This is a genomic window from Duganella sp. CT11-25, from assembly GCF_047302815.1.
Taxonomy (GTDB): domain Bacteria; phylum Pseudomonadota; class Gammaproteobacteria; order Burkholderiales; family Burkholderiaceae_D; genus Rugamonas.
The window spans coordinates 6,810,070-6,829,057 of record NZ_JBKBFD010000001.1 but is presented as its reverse complement, the minus strand read 5'-3'; the positions used below and the strand labels follow the sequence as shown (position 1 = coordinate 6,829,057).

Genomic DNA, 18,988 nt, shown 5'->3' with positions numbered 1-18,988 from the left:
CCTCGCCGCCTGGACCACGGCGGCGAAGGGAAATCGGGATTAGTAGATGGCCTTGCCCGAAGCGTCTTTCAGGTTGGCTTTCCACGAATCCTGCACCAGTTTGATGACCGATGCCGGCAGTGGAACATAGTCCAGCTCGGTAGCGGAAGCGCCGCCGTTTTTGAAGGCCCAGTCGAAGAACTTGACGACTTCCTTGCCTTTGGTCGCGTCAGCCTGTGCCTTGTGCATCAGGATGAAGGAAACGCCGGTGATCGGCCACGAGTTTTTGCCGGCCTGGTCGGTCAGCACCACGCCGAAGCCTGGGGTCTTGGTCCACTCGGCCGAAGCGGCGGCGGCTTTGAAGAACTCGTCGTCAGGCTGCAGGAAGTTGCCGTCCTTGTTTTTCAGCTGGGTGTGCGACATCTTGTTTTTCTTGGCGTAAGCCCACTCGACGTAGCCGATCGAACCCTTGATACGCTGCACGTTGGCGGCGACGCCTTCGTTACCCTTGCCGCCGACGCCGACCACCCATTTCACAGCGGTGCCCGAACCGATCTTGGTCTTGAATTCGGCATTGGTTTTCGACAGGAAGTCGGTGAACAGGAACGAGGTGCCCGAACCGTCGGCGCGGTGCACCACGGTGATGTCGTCCGCCGGCAGCTTCACGCCCGGGTTCAGCGCGGCGATCGCGGCGTCGTTCCACTTGGTGACTTTGCCCAGGTAGATGTCGGCGACCACAGGGCCGGTCAGCTTCAGCTGGCCTGGAGTGACGCCGTCCAGGTTGACCACGGTGACCACGCCGCCCATGATGGCAGGGAACTGCATCAGGCCTTCAGCGTCGAGCTCTTCCGCTTTCAGCGGCATGTCCGAAGCGCCGAAATCGACGGTCTTGGCTTTGATCTGCTTGATGCCGGCACCCGAACCGACGGACTGGTAGTTCAGGCCGTTGCCGGTTGCGGCTTTGTACGATTCCGCCCATTTGGCGTAGATCGGGTATGGGAAGGTGGCGCCGGCGCCGGTCATATCGGCGGCGGTGGCGGCCGACGAGAATGCCATGACGGCAGACACGCCAACTACCAGGGAGGAGATCAGTTGTTTCAGTCGCATATCAAGTCCTTTGTTATGACAGGTTAGGATGCTGCGCAGTCTACCGGCCCAATATGACAGGTTTATGACATCGCCAAAATATGTCAAAAATAGTCTTTTGACTCGGCTTTACGCTGCGCTCCCCTCTGAGAACAGGCCATGTTGCACGGCTATGTTACGCCCGTCCTGTCATAATTGGCGCGTTCCAGCGGTCATTTATGACATGTCCTGTCACAGAGTTGTCATATTTCCTCTTTACACTGTTACATCATTCTTCTGTGAATACAGTATAGAATTAGGTAACCTGCAAAGTGATTAAAAAGACATGAAGCCTGACTTGCATGCTGAAGTAAATAAGAACTCTGCGTTTCTGGACCGGGAACTGTCGCAACTGATGTTCAACCGGCGCGTGCTGGCGCAGGCCGAAGATAAAAGCATTCCTTTATTAGAGCGCCTGCGCTACCTGTGCATCGCCAGCAGCAACCTCGACGAGTTCTTTGAAGTGCGCGTGGCCAGCCTGCTGGCCGCCGGCAGCGTCGACGGCGCGCTGTCGACCCACCCCGCCCTGGTCGCCACGCTGTCGCGCATCAGCAATGAATGCCATGCGCTGGTCACCCACCAGTATGAAATCCTGAACCAGGAAGTGTTGCCGCAACTGGCGGCCAGCGGCGTCCACCTGGTGCGCCACAACGAACGCAACGAAGCGCAGCGCGCCTGGGTCAAGGAATATTTCGATACCGAAGTGCGGCCGCTGCTGACGCCGATCGGCCTGGATCCGGCCCACCCCTTCCCTCAAGTGGTTAACAAGAGCCTCAACTTCATCGTCTCGCTGACCGGCAAGGATGCCTTCGGCCGCGGCACGGCGATCGCCATCGTCAAGGCGCCGCGCGTGCTGCCGCGCGTGATCCGCCTGCCCGACCATTTGTCGAAGAGCGGCGGTATCTCGTTCTGCCTGCTGTCGTCGGTCATTCACGCCCACATCTCCGACCTGTTTGCCGGCCGCGAAGTGATCGGCTATTCGCAGTTCCGCGTGACCCGCGACAGCGACCTGTGGGTCGACGAGGACGAGGTGAAAAACCTGCGCCAGGCGCTCAAGGGCGAGCTGCTGGGCCGCCAGTTCGGCGCCTCGGTGCGGCTGGAGGTGGCCAAGAACTGCCCGCCGGAACTGTCGCAATTCCTGCTCGACCAGTTCGGCCTGCACCAGAGCCGGCTGTACGCGGTCAACGGCCCGGTCAACCTGGTGCGCCTGACCGAGATCATGGACCACGTCGGCAATCCGGAGCTGCGCTTCCCGCCGTTCTATCCCAACAGCGCGCTCAAGCCCGGCAGCCCGGACATCTTCGCGGCACTGCGCGAGAGCGACATCCTGCTGCACCACCCTTACCAGTCATTCCAGACGGTGATCGACTTCATCCGCAGCGCGGCGCACGATCCGGCCGTGGTGGCGATCAAGCAAACCATCTACCGCACCGGCATGAACTCGGACCTGATGGAATCGCTGATCACCGCCGCCCGCCAGGGCAAGGAAGTGACCGTGATCGTCGAGCTGAAGGCGCGCTTCGACGAGGAGGCCAACATCAACTGGGCCGACAAGCTGGAACAGGCCGGCGCGCAAGTGGTCTACGGCGTGGTCGGCCTGAAGACCCACGCCAAGGTGGCGCTGGTGATACGCCGCGAAGACAAGAAGCTGCGCTACTACGCCCACCTCGGCACCGGCAACTACCACCCGACCACCACCAAGTTCTATACCGACTTCGGCCTGCTGACCTGCCATCCGGGCATCAGCCAGGAAGTCAACGAGGTGTTCATCCACCTGACCAGCCTGACCAAGCCGCACCGCCTGACGCATCTGTGGCTGGCGCCGTTCGCGCTGCAGAACGAGATCATCAAGGCGATCCGCAACGAGGCGCGGATCGCGCGGGCCGGACGCCCGGGGCGGATTATTGTTAAAATCAACGCACTGGTAGACGAGTCGGTCATCCGGGCCTTGTATGCGGCGTCGAAAGATGGCGTGAAGATAGACCTGATCGTGCGCGGCGCCTGCACCTTGAAGCCCGGCGTGCCTGGCCTGTCGGAAAACATCAAGGTCCGCTCCATCATCGGCCGCTTCCTGGAACACAGCCGCATCTATTACTTCCGCAACGATCTGGCGCACGACGTCATGCTGTCCAGCGCCGACTGGATGAGCCGCAACCTGTTCCGCCGCATCGAGGTCGCCTTCCCCATCCTGGACAAGGCGCTGAAGCGGCGGGTGCTGGCCGAAGGCTTGAACCCGTACTTAAAGGACAACACCAATGCGTGGGAGCTGGAGGCGGACGGCCACTACCAGCGCCGCAAGGCGCGCGGCAAGCAGGCCAGCTTCAGCGCACAGCAGCACCTGATGGAGACGCTGGGCATTCCCAACGGCCATCTCGGAGAATAACAAGACAAGGCGCGCCGGGAGGTGCGCCGGCAGGGATCTTTTTTCAAATGTCACTCAGGAGAAAAGCATGGATCTCATTTTATGGCGGCATGCCGAAGCCGAAGACGCCGGCCCTGGCATGTCCGATCTGGAGCGCGCGCTGACCGTCAAGGGCCAGAAGCAGGCGCGGCGCATGGGCCAGTGGCTGGACTCGCAGTTGCCGGACAGCTGCCGCATCCTGTCCAGCCCGGCCATCCGCACGCTGCAGACGGTGGAAGCGCTGGGCCGCAAATTCAAGATCCACACCGATCTCGCGCCGGGCGCCGATCCGGCCGACATCCTCAAGGCCGTCAACTGGCCGGGCAACAAGGATTCGGTGCTGGTGGTCGGCCATCAGCCGACGCTGGGCCAGGTGGCGTCCATGCTGATGACGGGCGACGATCTGGAATGGGACATCCGCAAAGCCAGCGCGTGGTGGTTTGCGCAACGCGATCCGGGCGATGCCATGAGCGTCTACCTCAAGGCCGTGATGGCGGCCGACCTCGTTGTGAAATAAACGTAGGCAGAGCTTGCAAAGCAACAATCATCTGCTAAAGTTTAATTGTATCAACTATGAGGGGGGCTATGATGGTATTCACCTTGCTCACGATGGGGATCTTCGGAGGAATGATTGCCCTGGTTGTTTACGAACTCGTACAGGAGATGCGCGGTAGTAAACACAAACTGATGGACCGCTATCACGAATAGCATCAGCTTCATTGAAGCCTACGGCGCAAGCGGCGTGCCCTACCAGGGACAACGCCTCTCGCGCCGTTCAACGTTTACGGCTTGATCAAACGCCGGTTTTAAACTTGGTGTAGATGCGGGTGATGTTGCGGCGGATATCCGCCGGCACCGCTTCCGGCGCGGCCATGCGCTTCTTGTCTTCCTCCGACAGGAACACCGTCTTGTTGCCGGCGATATCCTTGCGCACGAACTTCACGCTGGCCGCGTTCGGGTTGGCGTAGAACACCTTGTTGGTCAGGCTGGCGTGCACTTCCGGGCGCATGATGTAGTTGATCCACAGGTGCGCATTGTTCGGGTGCGGCGCGTCGGCCGGAATCGCCATCGTATCAAACACCAGCGCGGCCGAGGTCTTCGGCACCAGCACCTCGATCACGTTGCCGTTCTTGGCGTCGATGGCGCGCTGGCGCGCGATGTTGATGTCGCCCGACCAGCCCAGCGCCACGCAGACCGCGCCATTGGCCATGTCGTTGATATAGCCCGACGAGCTGAACAGCGTGACGTAGGGACGGATGGCTTGCAGCATCTTGCCCGCTTCGGCATAGTCGGCGGCGGTCTTCGAGTAGGCCGGCTTGCCCAGGTACAGCAGCGCGGCCGGCAGCACCTCGGACGGCGAATCCAGGAAGGACACGCCGCAGGACTTCAGCTTGGACGCGTATTTCGGGTTGAAGATCAACTCCCAGGCGTTGTCCGGCATCGGCATGCCGCCCAGCGCGGCCTTGACCTTGTTGACGTTGATGCCGACGGTGGTATAGCCCCACAGCCAGTCGACCAGGTAGTCGTTGCCCGGATCGATGTTGGCCAGCTTGGCCTGGATCGCCGGATCGAGGTTTTTCAGGTTGCCCAGCTTGGACTTGTCCAGCTTGCGCAGCAGCTTGCCGTCGATTTGCAGGCGCGCCCACTGGGCGGTCGGCACCACGATGTCGTAGCCGGACTTGCCGGCGACGAGCTTGGAGTTCAGGATTTCGTTGTTATCGAAAAGATCATAACGAACCTTGATGCCGGTTTCTTTTTCAAAGTTCTTAACCGTGTCTTCGGCGATGTAGTCCGACCAGTTATAGATATTGAGGATCTTTTCCTCTTGCGCCTGGGCTGCGCCGGCCATCAAACCTGCCGCCAACAGCACCGAACCAACGAACTTCCCTGCCATAGCACCTCCGAAAGTGGAATCATTCACAAGCCGTGATGATCGTGCATAGCCAGTTTCGATGCAAGGAGTTCCTTAAAAATAGCCCGCCACGATCAACCCAGCATATCGAACAGCGTGCCGGCGCTGCCGGCCGCGCCGTTCAGCGCGCTGCCGGCGCCGGTTTGCGCCTGCGCCGTGTACAGCGCCGCCAGCGCATTCGCCTGCGCCGTCAGCGCGGTGGCCAATTTGGCCCGCTTGGCGGTGATGCTGGTGATCTCGTTATTGGCCAGCGTCGCTTCCTTGCTGATGACGCTGGTGTTCGAGGTGAACGCCGCCGCCTTGGACGAGAGCAAGTCGGCAATGCCCTTGCCGTCGTTGGTGAACAGCTTGGCCACCGCCGACGAATCGGCGGTGATCGCCGCCGTCAGTTTCTTGTCGTCGACCACCAGGTTGCCGGTGGCGTCCTGGGTCACGCCGGCCGCGCTCAGGGCGGTGACTGAAACGCTGCCGCCGCCGGTCTTCAGCAGCAAGCCCATCTGGCTGACCACCTGGTTGATCGCGGTGTCGGCCTTCAGGTCGCCTTTCTGCAGCTGCTGCAGCTTGGCGTTGAGGTCGTTGTAGGCGGCGACGAAGGATTTCAGGTTGGCGCCGATCTGGCTGGGATCCTGGGTGATGGTGACGTCGGTCTTGCCGGCGGCGGACAGCGCCAGCGTGGCGCCGGCGATGCCCTGGTCCTTGATGGTGTTGCTCGCGCTGCTCACTTCGGCGCCGCCGTTCACGGTCAGGATGGCGTTTTGCGCCGCCGTGGCCTGCTTGAGCTTTTGCGTACCGTCGGGATCGAAGGCCAGCAGGCTTTTCAGCGCCGCGTCGCCGCTGACGCTGATGCGCATACTGTTGTCGGCGCCGCTCTCGCCGGCGATCGCCAGCGAAAACTTGCCGTCGTCGCCCTTGACCACCTTGACGTCCACGCCGGCCGCCTTGAACGCGGCCGCGATTCCGTCCAGCGTGTTGTTGCTGCTGTCGATGGTGATCGATTTGCTGGTGGCCGTGCCGTTGACGGTGAAGCCCTTGTCGCCGCCGGCCGTGCCGAAGTCGATCTTGACGGTGGTGGCGGCGCCGGCGCCGATCTTGGCGTCGGTGGCGGCGAATTCCTCGCTGGTCAGGAACTGGCCCTGGGCCAGTTGCTTGACGTCGATGGCATAGGTGCCGGCCTTGGCGCTGCCGGTGGAGGTGGCGGTCAGCACCGTCTTCACGGAACTGGCGGCGCTGGTGCTCAGTCCACTGCCGGTGAGCCCGGCGGCGATCGACTGGAAATTCGCCAGGGCGCTTTGCAGCTGGCCCAGCGCGGACAGCTTGGTCTGGTCCTTGGTCAGCGTGGCGTTCAGCTTGGTGGCCGCGCTGTTCTGCGCCGCCATCGTTTGCTGGACGCGGTTGTACACATCCGTCGAGATCGACGAATTGTTGGTCGTGGTGCTGGAATTGATGCCGGAGGTGGCCATAGTTCGTTTCCGCCATATTGGTCAGTTACCTAGTATGCAATATGGTCAGGACTTCCAAAACGGCGAACAAGGCCGGATTTGCCCCTCAATCCGCGCCCCAGCGTGGTGCGGCGGAGCCGAGGCTGGCCGCCGGGCGGTCCCAGCGCATGGGCGCGCCGTCGATCTCGGCCGGGGCGCGGTAGCGGCGGGCCGGGCCCCACTCGGTCTGCTCCAGCTGCGGCGCCAGGTCGGCAACGCCCCCCGGCGCCATCGGCTGCGGGCCGCCGCCCGCCGCGCTGCCGGCTGCGCTGTCGTCGATCGGCATATCGGCCAGCAGCCTGGCGACGCGGGCCAGCGACAAGCGGGCTTGCATGGCGCGGTTTTGCTGCAGGCGATACAGCAGGCCGCGCACCACGGCGGCGGCCATCAGGTAGCCGGTCGCGTGGTCCAGCGCCTGCACCGGCAGCGGCACCGGTTTGCCGGCACCCTGCGCCAGCATGCCGTGCCGGGCGATGCCGCAGCTCATCTGCACCAGGCTGTCGAAGCCGCGCCGGCCGGCCCACGGCCCGGTCCAGCCGTAGGCGTCCAGCGCGACGTCGATCAGGCCGGGGTTGAGCCGGCGGCGCATGGGCTCGCCATAACCCAGGCGCTCCAGCGCGTCGGCGCGGTAGCCGTGGACCAGGATGTCGGCCTCGGCCAGCAGGCCTTCAAAGATGGCGCGGTCGGCGGGCCGGGCCAGGTCGAGCCGGGCGCAGCGCTTGCCGAGCGTGACCTCCGGGATCACGCCCGGCTCGCTCCAACCGGGCGGATCGATGCGCAGCACGTCGGCGCCGTAGCCGGCCAGGAAGCGCGTGGCCACCGGGCCGGCCAGCACGCGCGTCAGGTCCAGCACCTTGAGGCCGGCCAGCGGGCGCGATGGCGTCGCCGCCCAGCCGCGTCTGGAACCGGCCCGGCCAGGCGCGAGGCTTGCCGGGGCAAGCGAGCCGCCGGCCGAGCCCAGGATGGCGCCGGCCGGCGCGGTTGCGATCGCGATCAGCGGTTCGGCGGCGACGGCGCGGCCTTGCGGGTGCTCGCGCCATTCGGCCGCCGAGCGCATCATCGCCGCGCAACCGCCCTGCCCGACCACCGCCGCTTCCAGCTCCTCGCCGCGCCAGGACGCGACGACGCGCGCCACCGCCTCGCGCTCGGCCGCGCAGCCAAGCACCGCCAGCGCCGCATCGCGATGATGGCGGGCATTGGTGTGCAGGCGTATCCAGCCGTCGGCGGTCGCATAGTCGCCGGCCACCGCATCCCACAACGGCGGCCGCTCCCAGCCGACCGGATGGATCGACCAGCCGAACCACAGCGACGCCAGGCGCCGGTCCACCCGCACCGCGCCCGCCGCACCGCCCTGCGCGATCATCAGCTCGCGCACCGCCAGCACCGCAGCGCCGACCGATGCCGCCGCCAGGTCGGTGGTGGCAAAATGGGAAGGCAAATCCCCGGCGCCGCCGAAGACGACGGCTTCCGGCACGCTTGCCGGCAGATCGAGCGCCGACGACGCGGCATGCAGCATGTGACGAGAAATGGCAGACATGGAAGCTCCAGAATTGTTATCCTGCGGGGTAGCATATGGTCGCAGCTTAGGACGGCCGGCGCCGGAGCGTCAATCTTGACTTGAAGTGTCAACATAGGAAGTGCCATGGTCTGGATGACCGCAGTGGAAGCCCTGAACGTGCTGAACGTGCGCCCGCAGACGCTGTACGCCAACGTCAGCCGGGGAAAGATCCGCGCCAAGCCCGACGACGAGGATCCGCGCCGCAGCCTCTATCACCGCGACGACGTGCTGCGCATGGCCAGGCGCAGCAACGGCCGGCGCAGGGTCGAGGCGGTGTCAGCGCAAGCCATGCAATATGGCGATCCGGTGCTGTCGTCATCCATCTCCACCGCCGACGATGGGCGGCTGCTGTATCGCGGGCAAGACGCGGCCGAACTGGCCGAGACCGCCACATTGGAAGACATCGCCGCCCTGCTGTGGGAATGCGAGCCGGCGCTGGTGCGCGGAGGTGTGCCGTCCGCACCGGCGCCGCGCGGCAGCGATGCGGCGCCGGGCGCGCTGGGCGCCGGCCTGATGGCCCTGGCGCTGCGCGGCGCCAGCGATCGGCCCTCGCTCGGCCGGCCGGGCGGCACCCTGCGCGCCGAAGCCGCCGACGTGCTGGCCACGCTGGTGCAAGCCATGACCGGCCGGCCCACGGGTGACGCCGCGATCGGCACCCACCTCGCGCGCGCCTGGCGCTGCGCAGCAGCGGAAGACCTGATACGCCGCACCCTGGTGCTGCTGGCCGACCACGAACTGAACGCCTCCACCTTCGCCACCCGCGTCGCCATCTCGACCGGCGCCTCGCTGTCGGCCGGCGTGCTGGCCGGCTTCACCACGTTGACCGGTCCGCTGCACGGCGGCGCCTCGGCCGAATTCGCGCAACTGGTCACGCTGGCCGGGCAGATCGGCGCCGGCGATGCGGTGCGCCAGTGGCTGCTCAGCGAACGGCCGCTGCCCGCCTTCGGCCACCCGCTGTATGCGGAAGGCGACCCAAGGGCGCGTGCCTTATTGAAATTGCTACCGGAATTGCAGCCCTACCAGGGCCTGTCCATCGCCGCCGAAGCGCAGGCCGGCGAGCTGCCGAATGTCGATTTCGCACTGTCCCTGCTGGCGGCCGCATATGGGCTGCCGAAGGATGCGCCGTTCATCTTGTTTGCAGTGGGTCGCTGCGTCGGCTGGCTTGCCCATGCCCTCGAGCAGGTGCAAGCCAACCGTTTGATACGGCCCCGGGCCCGCTACGTCGGCCCGGCCTGATCAGCGCAGGAATTTATTGAGGGTCGCCATGAACGCCATGTCCGGGTTCATGAACTGGTAGCCGATCTTGAAATGGTCGCCGCTGAAGATACAGTAGGTAACCTTGGCGCGGGTGCTCAAAATCTGCCCCTTGCCGTCGATGAACAGTTCAAACGACAACTGCCCCATATGGCCGACTTCCAGCTTGTGCTCGAAGTTGAGCGACAGGCCGGCGGCATTCACATCGATGGTGCGTCCTTGCAAGGGCGGCAAGCCATCCATCACCACGACTGCTTTGGCGCGCACGATCTTGCGCGCCCCTGACCTTTGATCGACTAACAATTTCCTATCCTTTTATTGACGCAATAGTTACGCAATCCGCAGTATTGACGATTACAACACGTAACAATACAACGTTATTGGATTTCGCGCAGCTTATTGAAGGCATCATCGATACGATCAACGACGATGATGGTCATTCCTTCGATCGGCTGCTTGGGCGCGTTGGCGCTCGGGATCATCGCCGTCGAGAAGCCCAGCTTGGCCGCCTCGCGCAAACGTTCCTGTCCGCGCGGCGCCGGCCGGATCTCGCCGGCCAGGCCGACTTCGCCGAACACCACGAAGCCGCGCGGCAGCGGCTTGCTGCGCATCGACGAATTGATCGCCAGCAGCACCGCCAGGTCGGCGGCCGGTTCGGTGATCTTCACGCCGCCCACCGCGTTGATAAACACATCCTGGTCGAACGCCGCGATGCCGGCATGCCGGTGCAGCACCGCCAGCAACATCGCCAGCCTATTTTGCTCCAGACCGACAGACAAACGGCGCGCGTTTGGCAGGTGGCTGGCGTCGACCAGCGCCTGGATTTCCACCAGTAAAGGACGCGTGCCCTCCTGCGTCACCATCACGCAGGAACCCGGCACCTGGTTGTCGTGCTGGGACAGGAACAGCGCCGACGGGTTCGACACGCCCTTCAAGCCCTTCTCGGTCATGGCAAACACGCCCAGCTCGTTGACCGCGCCGAAACGGTTCTTGATCGCCCGCACCAGGCGGAAGCTCGAATGGTTGTCGCCTTCGAAATACAGCACGGTATCGACAATGTGCTCCAGCACGCGCGGACCGGCCAGCGCGCCTTCCTTGGTCACGTGGCCGACCAGGATGATGGTGATGCCGGTCTGCTTGGCCACGCGGGTCAGCTGCGCCGCGCATTCGCGCACCTGCGCCACCGAGCCGGGCGCCGAGCTGAGCGCGTCCGAATACACGGTCTGGATCGAGTCGATCACCGCCACTTCCGGCTTCAGGTCGGCCAGCGTGCCGAGGATTTTTTCCAGCTGGATTTCCGCCTGCAGCTTCAGGTCGCGGGCGTCGATGTTCAGGCGCTTGGCGCGCAGCGCGATCTGGGCGCCGGATTCCTCGCCGCTCACATAGAGCACCTTTTTCAGGTGCGACACATTGGCCAGCGCCTGCAGCAGCAGCGTCGACTTGCCGATGCCGGGATCGCCGCCGATCAGCACCACGCCGCCGGCCACCAGGCCGCCGCCCAGCACGCGGTCGAACTCCTCGATGCCGGTGCCGAAGCGCGGCACGTCGATGGCGTCGATATCGGCCAGCGACAGCACCGGCGCGGTCTGCGCCAGCGACAAGTGCTGCGGTTGCGAGTAGCGGTTATTGCCGCCCGCCTCGATGATGGTCTCGACCATCGTATTCCACTGCTGGCACGACGAGCACTGGCCGGTCCACTTGGTGGCGGTGCCGCCGCATTCGGTGCAGGTGTAGTTGGTCTTAGCCTTGGCCATGCGCTCAGCCCTCGACCACGGGCACGCGCGGCGCCAGCGCACACATCAGCTCATAGCCGATGGTGCCGGCGGCGGTCGCCACATCGTCGACAGGCAAGCCCTTGCCCCACAGCGTGACCTTGCTGCCGATCCTGGCAGACGGCAGGCCGGTCAGGTCCACGGTCAGCATGTCCATCGACACGCGGCCGACCAGTTGCGTCTTGACGCCGTCCACCAGCACCGGCGTGCCCAGCGGCGCGTGGCGCGGATAGCCGTCGGCGTAACCGCAGGCGACCACACCGACCCGCGTCGGGCCTTCGGCCTGGAAGCGGCTGCCGTAGCCGACCGCGTCGCCGGCGGCGATATCCTGGACGCCGATGATCTCGCTGGTCAGCGTCATGGTCGGCTGCAGGCCGAAGCCCTCGGCCGTGCCGCCGCCCGGCGTGCCGCCGTACAGCATGATGCCGGGACGCACCCAGTCATTGGCCAGCGACGCATGCAGCAGCACGCCGGCCGAGTTGGACAGGCTGCGCATGCCCGGCAAGCCGGCCGCGCCCAGCTCGAAGCGGCGGATCTGCTCGGCAATCGGCAGCAATGGATGATCGACATCGTCGGCGTTGGCGAAGTGCGTCATCAGCGTGATGCTGCCGACGCAGGTGATCGCGCTCAGGCGCGCATGGGCGGCGGCGTAGGCTTCCGGCATGAAGCCGAGGCGGTTCATGCCGGTATTCATCTTGAGGTGCAGGTCGAAGCGGATGCCGCGCGCGGTCAGCGACTCCTGGGCCGCTTCCAGCCACGCCAGTTGCTCGTCGCAATGGACCGCCGACTGCAGGTTGTAGCCGGCCATGGTGTTCAAATCCGCCGGACCGAAGAAACCCTCCAATAACAGGATCGGCTTCTTCCAGCCCATTTCGCGCAGCTTGACCGCGTTGTCGAACTCGATCAGCGCCAGGCCGTCGGCATCGGCAAAACCACGCATCGCGCGCTCCAGGCCGTGGCCGTAACCGTTGGCCTTCACCACCCCCCACGCCTTGGCGCCGGGCGATTGCGCCTTGGCGCGGGCCAGATTGTGTTGCATGGAATCGAGGTGGATGGTTGCGACTATCGGCCTTGGCATAAGACTTTTCAACAAAATAAACGAAGGTCGTATTTTACCGTGTGCGGGCGCAGACGCACTGCTCAATTCTTGGGGATACGAACAAAGCATGGTATAAAGCAAGCCAGATAAGTTTTCAGGCTATCCCAGAATGAATCGTGGTTTCTATACCATCATGGCAGCGCAGTTCTTTTCGTCCTTGGCGGATAATGCGTTGCTCTTTGTTGCGATCGACCTGCTGGTTACGATGCAATCCCCAGGGTGGATCACGCCGCTCCTGAAGCTCTCATTTACCCTCTTTTACGTGCTGTTGGCGGCATTTGTCGGCGCTTTCGCCGATTCGATGCCCAAAGGCAAGGTCATGTTCATCTCCAACCTGATCAAGGTTGGCGGCTGTCTGCTGATTTTCGCCCACGTCCATCCATTATTGGCCTACGCCATCGTCGGTTTTGGCGCAGCGGTTTATTCGCCGGCCAAATACGGCATCCTGACCGAATTGCTGCCGGCCGAGAAACTGGTCGCCGCAAACGGCTGGGTCGAAGGCTTGACGGTTATTTCCATTATTTTCGGCACCGTCATGGGCGGCGCGCTGGTCGGCGGGCGGGTCTCGTCCTTCCTGCTGGGCTTCGACATGCCGGTCATCGACACCGGCATCGAGACCCCGACCCAGGCCGCGCTGTGCGTGGTGGTCGGCATCTATATGATTGCGGCGCTGTTCAATACGCGCATCCCGGACACCGGCTGCGTCTATGGCCACCAGGAACGCAACCCGGTCAAGCTGATCACCGACTTCGCCAATTGCTTCGCGCTGCTGTGGAAAGACAAGCTGGGCCAGATCTCGCTGGGTGTGACCACCCTGTTCTGGGGCGCGGCGCAGACGCTGCAATTCATCGTGCTGGAGTGGGCCAACCGCACGCTGCACCTGACCTATGAGCAGTCGACCAGCCTGGTCGGCGTGGTCGCCATCGGCGTGGCGCTGGGCGCGGTGATTTCCGCGCGCTTCATCACGCTGCGCCAGTCGCTGTCCGTGATTCCTGTCGGCATAGCGATGGGCGTGATTGTGATGGGCATGACGATGGTCCATTCGGTCATGCTGGCCTATCCGCTGCTGGTCCTGGTCGGCCTGCTGGGCGGCTTCTTCCTGGTGCCGATGAACGCGCTGCTGCAACACCGCGGCCACGTGCTGATGAGCGCCGGCCACTCGATCGCGGTGCAGAATTTCAATGAAAACCTGTCCATCCTGACGATGCTGGCGGTGTACTCGCTGATGCTGCGCGGCCACCTGAACCTGGACGTCATCATCCTGCTGTTCGGCCTGTTCCTGGCCGGCACCATGTTCTTCATCATGCGCAAGCACAAGGCCAACCAGCGCGAATTCGATTCGATCGCGCTGATCGGCGAAGCCAAGCACTGATCACATCGCGTTCAACGCCGCCAGCGTCGCAGCATCCAGTTGCAGCGCCCCGGCGGCGACATTTTCACGCAGATGGGCCACCGACGAGGTGCCTGGAATCACCAGGATATTGGGAGCGCGCTGGAGCAGCCAGGCCAGCGCCACCTGCATCGGCGTGGCCCGCAGCGTGACGGCCGCCTGCGTCAACGCATCCGACTGCAGCGGCGTGAATCCACCCAACGGAAAATACGGCACGTAAGCGATGCCTTGCGCAGCCAGCGCGTCGATCAGTGCGTCATCGCCGCGCTGCGCCAGGTTGTAGTGATTCTGAACGCACACAATGCCAGTGACCTGCCGCGCCTCGGCCACCTGCCGTGCATCGACGTTGCTCAGGCCGATGTGCCGTATCAAGCCCTCCTCCTTCAAGCGCACCATCGTGGCCATTGCCTCGCCTATCGAAGAACCGTCCGGGCCGGCGATGCCTGGCGCGCGCAGATTGACCACGTCGAGCCTCTCCAGCCCCAGGTTGCGCAGGTTGTCGTGCACCGCTTCGCGTAGCTCCTGCGCCGACGCAGCCGGCAGCCACGACTGGTCCGCCCCGCGCCGGAAGCCTATCTTGGTGACGATGGTCAGGCCATCCCGGTACGGATGCAGCGCCTCGCGGATGATCTCGTTGGTGACATGCGGCCCGTAAAAATCCGAGGTATCGATATGGTTGACGCCCAGTTCGATAGCCTCGCGCAGCACGGCCACCGCGCCGGCGCGATCCCTGGGCGCTCCCCACACATGCGGGCCGGCCAGTTGCATCGCGCCGTAGCCGATGCGGTTGAAGGGGATGTCGCAAAGGGCGGGCGTGAATTGGGTGCTCATGAAAACTCCTGTATGGGGTGAGTGACAGGCAAATCATAGCGACGATGATAGTGTGTGATAATCCCAGCAATCCCACACAGGCTGTACGAAATTCCGCACAATGACCGACATACACTCCCTGGCCGACCTGTCCACCTTCACCCTGGTCGTCCAGCACCGCGGGTTCCGCCAGGCCGCGCGTGCCAGCGGACAGTCGGCGTCGGCGCTGAGCGAGTCAGTCCGCCGATTGGAAAACCAGCTAGGCATCCGGCTGCTGCTGCGCACCACCCGCAGCGTCACGCCGACCGAGGCCGGTGCGCTGCTGCTGAGCCGCCTGCAGCCGGCCCTGAGCGAAGTCGCCAGCGCGCTCGACGTCCTGAACCAGCTGCGCGACAGCCCGCGCGGCACCCTGCGGCTCAACGTCCCGGTGAGCGCGGCGCGTTTTTTCCTGCAGCCCATCGTCGATCAGTTTCTCGGCGCATATCCCGACATCACGCTGGACATTGTGGTCGATAATAATTTTGTCGACCTGGTCGCCAGCGGCTGCGATGCCGGCATACGCTACGGCGAACGGCTGGAGCAGGACATGATCGCGGTCCCCATCGGTCCGCGCACGCAACGCTTCTCGGTGGCCGCTTCGCCCGCCTACCTGGCGCGGCGCGGCGTGCCCGAACACCCGCGCGACCTGCTGCGGCACGCCTGCCTGCGCGGCAAATTTCTCAGCGGCGCCATGCCGCCATGGGAATTCGAGCGCGACGGGCAAACACTGAGTGTCGAACCCAGCGGCCCATTGATCGTCACCCCCACCGAAGCCGACCTGGCGGTAAACGCCGCCGTGGCTGGACATGGCGTGATCTATCTGTTTGAAGAGTGGCTGGAGCCGCATATGACATCGGGCCGATTGCAACCGATACTGCAGGACTGGTGGCTGACTTTCCCGGGGCCGTTTTTGTACTACCCGGGACGCCGCCATCTGCCGGCGCCATTGCGGGCGTTTGTCGACTTCGTCTCGAAGCGGCCTTAAGCAGGCAACGTCCCGTCCCGGCGGCGCAGCGCGGCTTGCGCATGCCAGTCGTCGGGGACGATGAAGCCCCGCCGCTGTTCGACCAGCCATTCCCCTTCCAGCCGCATCGCCGCCACCATCACGGGCGCGGCGATTTGCGCCATGTGATCGGCCAGCGCGGCCAACAACTCCTGCTTGCTCATGCCCGCGTCGGACGGCGACTTCAGCGGCGCCAGCCAATGCAGGCGCGGCATGACGACGTAGTCGCCGTCCGGCAGGTTCCGCGCCTCCGACAGCGTCATCCAGAAGCCGTTGCAGTGCGGTTGCGAGATGCCTTCCATCGCTGCGGCGCCGTTGCTGTCCGGGTAGAACAGCCAGCCCTTGACCAGCGCCTGCGCGCGCGCCACCGCTTGCGGCAGCAGCGCTTGCGCGGCCGGATGCCGGGCCAGCGAGAGTTGCTTGTCGAAGATCTTGCGCATCTTGGCGCCCAGCGTGTCGGCCAGGTTGGGGCCGATCAGGCCGTTGAAGCCGGCGCCCGCCGCATCGGCGTCCAGCAGGTAGAACTTGGTGGCGAATTCGATGTGCACCAGGTCATCGCCATCGCGTAGCAGGAAGTCGAACTCGCCGACCGTGTCGTTGCGGTTGGCGCGCACCTGCAGGCCGTGCGCGACCAGCTTGCCGTGCTCGGCGAAGTAGAAGGCCATCAGCTTTTCAGCGTACAGGCCGAGGCGCGAGTAGTGGCGCGTGCCGAGTGCGGATTCGAGCGGGATCGGGTCTTGCTCCAGCGCGGCCAGCCATTCGGCGGTCTCCGGCGGCATTGCGCCCAGGCTGGCGATGCGGCCTTGCCAGTGCGGCGAGGCCGGGTCCAGCAGGTCGGGCGCGTCCAGCAGCCAGGCCAGCGCGCGCACGTGCGGGTTGGCCAGGTTCGGCCAGCGCCGCTCAAACAGGGATTGATACGTCTCCGCGCCCGGCGGCAGCGCTGCTGGCGCGCCGGGCGGCGGGCTAGTCACGGGCCGCCTTCGCCAGGCACAGGTCGCCCCAGGCCTTGGCTTTGTCTTCCGGCTTGCGCAGCAGGTCGTCGGGGTGATAGGTGGCGACGACGGGCAGTTCGGCGGCGCCGTAGCGCATCACCTTGCCGCGCGCGGCCGGGCCCATCATCAGCCCCTTGGCGGCGAACTGGCCGAAGGTCATGGCCATCGTGGCGCCGGTCAGCGCCAGCTCGCGGTCGAAGAACGGACGGCAGGCCGTCAGCTCGTCGATGCCTGGCGCGCGGTCGCTGCCGTCCGGATTGGAGGGGCGGCACTTGACCAGGTTGGTCACGTAGACGTCGGCGTCGGGCTTGAGCGAGATCGCTTTCAGCATATTGTCCAGCAGCAGGCCGGCTTCGCCGGTGACCGGCAGGTTGTCTTTTTCATCCAGGCGCGATGGGGCGGCGACGATGGCGATCCACGAGGCGTCGTCGGCGCCACGGCCGTTGACGGCATTGCGGCGCGTGTCGCACAGGGTGCAGCGGGTGCAGGTCGACACGGCATTCCTCAATGCAGGCCAGTCCATCGCGGCGATCGCCTCGTCGCTGACCGGCGCGCTGCGGGCCGGTGCGGGGGCATCGTCGAACCACGCGGTGGAATCGCCTTCAGGAGCATACGTGGCGTCGTCCGCCGGCGACGACGGCTCGGCGGACGGGGCTACGCGGGCGGCGGGCGGCTGGGCTTGCGGCTGCGCGGCTGCGGCCGGCGGGACGGCTTCCTGCTCGGCCCGGGCTGCGTGCGCGGCTGGCGCTGGCGCGGCGGCCGGTTGCGCGACAACGGCGACCGGCGGCATTTCCGCGACCGGCGCGGCCGATACGCCTGCATCCTCGTCAGCCGGCTCGCGCTCAGCTAGCGCCGCCACATGCCGCAACTTCCATTGCGCGCCGACGCCCATCTCCTCCAGGAACACCGCACTACGTCCCGACTGACTCATACTTCAAACCGCATAACGATTGCGTCCTCGCGTTGCTGGTTCGCCGCCGGGTAATATCCCTTGCGTCGGCCGATGTGTTTAAATCCATAGCGCTCGTAGATCTGCAGCGCCCGCGTATTCGATGGCCGCACTTCCAGCAGCACCGACTCCATGCCCAGCCCGCGCGCGCACGCCACGGCCTGATTCAGCAAAAACCGTCCCAGCCCCTGGCCCTGCTTCTCCGCCGACACCGCCACATTCAGCAGATGCGCCTCATCGACGATCGCCATCAGCAGGAAATAACCCAGCAGATAGCCATCCTGGTCGCGCAGCACCCAAGCCTCATAATTGCTGCTCAGCGAATCGGCAAAATTCCCCATGCTCCACGGGTGCGGATAGACGCTTTCCTCCAGCGCCAGCACATCGGCCAGGTCGGACTGCTGCATCGGCTCGTAATTCAGTCGAGCCAGGTCCCACAACTGCTTCATGCGCCACCTTCGGCCGCTTTGGCGACTGCCATGTCGCGGCGCTCGGCCTGCGTGTAAGCGATCTTGTTACGCAGATACAGCGGCTGTGCCTCGGCCGCCGTCACGGTCTTGCCGGCAGCGAAATCGATGGCCGCCAATTGCGCGACCTGCGCCGCATGCGGCATCACTGTCGCGTGGCCGCCGGCCGGGAATGCATCGGCGTAGGCCGACAAGCCGTTGCCGCAAGCGACAGGCGCGCCCTGCGGCTGCACGTCGCCCGGCGCCGACAGCACCGGCGCCAGCACTGCGGCCAGCGCGTCGCCATCGAACCGGTACTGCGCCCAATAAACCTCGCCCATGCGGGCATCCAGCACCGTCAGCACCTCATTGGCGCCGTGCTGCTGGTGGCAGGCCAGCGCCATCGCATCCAGGGTCACCACCGGCACCACCGGCAGATTACCGCCGAACCCCAGGCCCTGGGCGATGCCGCAAGCGGTGCGCACGCCGGTAAACGAACCGGGGCCGGAGCCGAAGGCAACCGCGTCGCAGTCTTTCAGTGCGATACCGGCCTCGGCCAGCAGTTCCTGGACCATCGGCAACACCGACTGGGAATGGGTACGCACGCCTTCGGAGACGCGGGTAATGACGGTTTCGCCCCGCAGCAACGCGCAGGAGGCTTGTTCGGAGGATGTTTCGATGGCAAGAATGATAGGCATCCCGTATTTTAACCCGACCGGCTTGCAGGCGCGACCCTGCGAGGGGATGTAGAATACGCGATTTGGCGCTGAGCGCACCTTTG

At 64.8% G+C, this 18,988-nt stretch carries 17 protein-coding genes; 5 read left to right on the top strand and 12 right to left on the bottom strand.

Annotated features, from left to right (window positions below):
* Positions 1–39: 39 nt before the first annotated feature.
* Positions 40–1,086, bottom strand: a complete 1,047-nt coding sequence (gene pstS, locus ACEN9F_RS29735; RefSeq protein WP_413426101.1) for a phosphate ABC transporter substrate-binding protein PstS — start codon at positions 1,084–1,086, stop codon at positions 40–42.
* Positions 1,087–1,390: 304 nt separating this feature from the next.
* On the opposite strand from pstS, the gene ppk1 reads away from it, so the two are divergent.
* Positions 1,391–3,487: a polyphosphate kinase 1 gene (gene ppk1, locus ACEN9F_RS29730; protein ID WP_413426099.1), complete on the top strand. Its 2,097-nt coding sequence runs from the start codon at positions 1,391–1,393 to the stop codon at positions 3,485–3,487.
* A gap of 67 nt (positions 3,488–3,554) precedes the next feature.
* Positions 3,555–4,022 carry a phosphohistidine phosphatase SixA gene (gene sixA / locus ACEN9F_RS29725; protein ID WP_413426097.1) on the top strand — a complete coding sequence of 156 codons (468 nt, stop codon included), beginning with the start codon at positions 3,555–3,557 and terminating at the stop codon, positions 4,020–4,022.
* Positions 4,023–4,298: 276 nt separating this feature from the next.
* On the opposite strand, the gene ACEN9F_RS29720 is transcribed toward sixA, so the two are convergent.
* The 3 genes from ACEN9F_RS29720 to ACEN9F_RS29710 form a co-directional block, all read right to left on the bottom strand.
* Positions 4,299–5,399, bottom strand: coding sequence for a polyamine ABC transporter substrate-binding protein (locus ACEN9F_RS29720; RefSeq protein ID WP_413426095.1), 1,101 nt, complete (start codon positions 5,397–5,399; stop codon positions 4,299–4,301).
* Between the two features lie 92 nt (positions 5,400–5,491).
* Positions 5,492–6,877, bottom strand: a complete 1,386-nt coding sequence (fliD, locus tag ACEN9F_RS29715; protein WP_413426093.1) for a flagellar filament capping protein FliD — start codon at positions 6,875–6,877, stop codon at positions 5,492–5,494.
* A gap of 85 nt (positions 6,878–6,962) precedes the next feature.
* Positions 6,963–8,432, bottom strand: a complete 1,470-nt coding sequence (locus ACEN9F_RS29710) for a CoA transferase (RefSeq protein WP_413426091.1) — start codon at positions 8,430–8,432, stop codon at positions 6,963–6,965.
* 105 nt (positions 8,433–8,537) lie between these two features.
* Here ACEN9F_RS29710 and ACEN9F_RS29705 point away from each other — a divergent pair, with 105 nt between their 5' ends.
* On the top strand, positions 8,538–9,689 hold the full coding sequence (locus tag ACEN9F_RS29705) for a citrate synthase (protein WP_413426089.1): 1,152 nt from the start codon (positions 8,538–8,540) through the stop codon (positions 9,687–9,689).
* Here ACEN9F_RS29705 and ACEN9F_RS29700 read toward each other — a convergent pair whose 3' ends face one another.
* The 3 genes from ACEN9F_RS29700 to alr form a co-directional block, all read right to left on the bottom strand.
* Positions 9,690–10,010: a PilZ domain-containing protein gene (locus ACEN9F_RS29700; RefSeq protein ID WP_413426087.1), complete on the bottom strand. Its 321-nt coding sequence runs from the start codon at positions 10,008–10,010 to the stop codon at positions 9,690–9,692.
* Between the two features lie 74 nt (positions 10,011–10,084).
* Positions 10,085–11,461 (bottom strand): DNA repair protein RadA, encoded by a 1,377-nt coding sequence (gene radA / locus ACEN9F_RS29695; protein ID WP_413426085.1) that lies wholly within the window; start codon positions 11,459–11,461, stop codon positions 10,085–10,087.
* A gap of 4 nt (positions 11,462–11,465) precedes the next feature.
* Positions 11,466–12,557 carry an alanine racemase gene (alr, locus tag ACEN9F_RS29690; protein WP_413426083.1) on the bottom strand — a complete coding sequence of 364 codons (1,092 nt, stop codon included), beginning with the start codon at positions 12,555–12,557 and terminating at the stop codon, positions 11,466–11,468.
* Between the two features lie 130 nt (positions 12,558–12,687).
* On the opposite strand from alr, the gene lplT reads away from it, so the two are divergent.
* The gene (gene lplT, locus ACEN9F_RS29685) at positions 12,688–13,950 is read left to right on the top strand and encodes a lysophospholipid transporter LplT (protein WP_413426081.1); all 1,263 of its coding nucleotides are present in this window, start codon (positions 12,688–12,690) and stop codon (positions 13,948–13,950) included.
* Here lplT and ACEN9F_RS29680 read toward each other — a convergent pair whose 3' ends face one another.
* Complete coding sequence (locus ACEN9F_RS29680) at positions 13,951–14,799, bottom strand: oxidoreductase (RefSeq protein ID WP_413426079.1); 849 nt, start codon at positions 14,797–14,799, stop codon at positions 13,951–13,953.
* 100 nt (positions 14,800–14,899) lie between these two features.
* Between ACEN9F_RS29680 and ACEN9F_RS29675 the strand changes: the two genes are divergently transcribed.
* Positions 14,900–15,802: a LysR substrate-binding domain-containing protein gene (locus ACEN9F_RS29675; protein WP_413426077.1), complete on the top strand. Its 903-nt coding sequence runs from the start codon at positions 14,900–14,902 to the stop codon at positions 15,800–15,802.
* Here the strand turns inward: ACEN9F_RS29675 and ACEN9F_RS29670 are convergent.
* From ACEN9F_RS29670 to tsaB, 4 genes are read right to left on the bottom strand one after another with little or no spacing between them, the layout of a single operon-like run.
* Positions 15,799–16,791: a DUF1853 family protein gene (locus ACEN9F_RS29670; protein ID WP_413426075.1), complete on the bottom strand. Its 993-nt coding sequence runs from the start codon at positions 16,789–16,791 to the stop codon at positions 15,799–15,801. The genes ACEN9F_RS29675 and ACEN9F_RS29670 overlap by 4 nt on opposite strands.
* Positions 16,784–17,743, bottom strand: coding sequence for a uracil-DNA glycosylase (locus ACEN9F_RS29665; RefSeq protein ID WP_413426073.1), 960 nt, complete (start codon positions 17,741–17,743; stop codon positions 16,784–16,786). The genes ACEN9F_RS29670 and ACEN9F_RS29665 overlap by 8 nt, the downstream gene beginning before the upstream one ends.
* Positions 17,740–18,210: a ribosomal protein S18-alanine N-acetyltransferase gene (gene rimI, locus ACEN9F_RS29660; protein ID WP_413426071.1), complete on the bottom strand. Its 471-nt coding sequence runs from the start codon at positions 18,208–18,210 to the stop codon at positions 17,740–17,742. The genes ACEN9F_RS29665 and rimI overlap by 4 nt, the downstream gene beginning before the upstream one ends.
* Positions 18,207–18,905, bottom strand: a complete 699-nt coding sequence (tsaB, locus tag ACEN9F_RS29655; protein WP_413426070.1) for a tRNA (adenosine(37)-N6)-threonylcarbamoyltransferase complex dimerization subunit type 1 TsaB — start codon at positions 18,903–18,905, stop codon at positions 18,207–18,209. The genes rimI and tsaB overlap by 4 nt, the downstream gene beginning before the upstream one ends.
* Between the last annotated feature and the right edge of the window lie 83 nt (positions 18,906–18,988).

What these genes read in the sequence shown, in the direction of transcription:
- ACEN9F_RS29680 (WP_413426079.1), bottom strand. Translation starts at nt 14,799, where the DNA reads ATGAGCACCCAATTCACGCCCGCCCTTTGCGACATCCCCTTCAACCGC.
- ACEN9F_RS29720 (WP_413426095.1), bottom strand. Translation starts at nt 5,399, where the DNA reads ATGGCAGGGAAGTTCGTTGGTTCGGTGCTGTTGGCGGCAGGTTTGATG.
- ppk1 (WP_413426099.1), top strand. Translation starts at nt 1,391, where the DNA reads ATGAAGCCTGACTTGCATGCTGAAGTAAATAAGAACTCTGCGTTTCTG.
- rimI (WP_413426071.1), bottom strand. Translation starts at nt 18,210, where the DNA reads ATGAAGCAGTTGTGGGACCTGGCTCGACTGAATTACGAGCCGATGCAG.
- fliD (WP_413426093.1), bottom strand. Translation starts at nt 6,877, where the DNA reads ATGGCCACCTCCGGCATCAATTCCAGCACCACGACCAACAATTCGTCG.
- ACEN9F_RS29665 (WP_413426073.1), bottom strand. Translation starts at nt 17,743, where the DNA reads ATGAGTCAGTCGGGACGTAGTGCGGTGTTCCTGGAGGAGATGGGCGTC.
- radA (WP_413426085.1), bottom strand. Translation starts at nt 11,461, where the DNA reads ATGGCCAAGGCTAAGACCAACTACACCTGCACCGAATGCGGCGGCACC.
- tsaB (WP_413426070.1), bottom strand. Translation starts at nt 18,905, where the DNA reads ATGCCTATCATTCTTGCCATCGAAACATCCTCCGAACAAGCCTCCTGC.
- ACEN9F_RS29705 (WP_413426089.1), top strand. Translation starts at nt 8,538, where the DNA reads ATGGTCTGGATGACCGCAGTGGAAGCCCTGAACGTGCTGAACGTGCGC.
- pstS (WP_413426101.1), bottom strand. Translation starts at nt 1,086, where the DNA reads ATGCGACTGAAACAACTGATCTCCTCCCTGGTAGTTGGCGTGTCTGCC.
- ACEN9F_RS29675 (WP_413426077.1), top strand. Translation starts at nt 14,900, where the DNA reads ATGACCGACATACACTCCCTGGCCGACCTGTCCACCTTCACCCTGGTC.
- ACEN9F_RS29710 (WP_413426091.1), bottom strand. Translation starts at nt 8,432, where the DNA reads ATGTCTGCCATTTCTCGTCACATGCTGCATGCCGCGTCGTCGGCGCTC.
- sixA (WP_413426097.1), top strand. Translation starts at nt 3,555, where the DNA reads ATGGATCTCATTTTATGGCGGCATGCCGAAGCCGAAGACGCCGGCCCT.
- alr (WP_413426083.1), bottom strand. Translation starts at nt 12,557, where the DNA reads ATGCCAAGGCCGATAGTCGCAACCATCCACCTCGATTCCATGCAACAC.
- lplT (WP_413426081.1), top strand. Translation starts at nt 12,688, where the DNA reads ATGAATCGTGGTTTCTATACCATCATGGCAGCGCAGTTCTTTTCGTCC.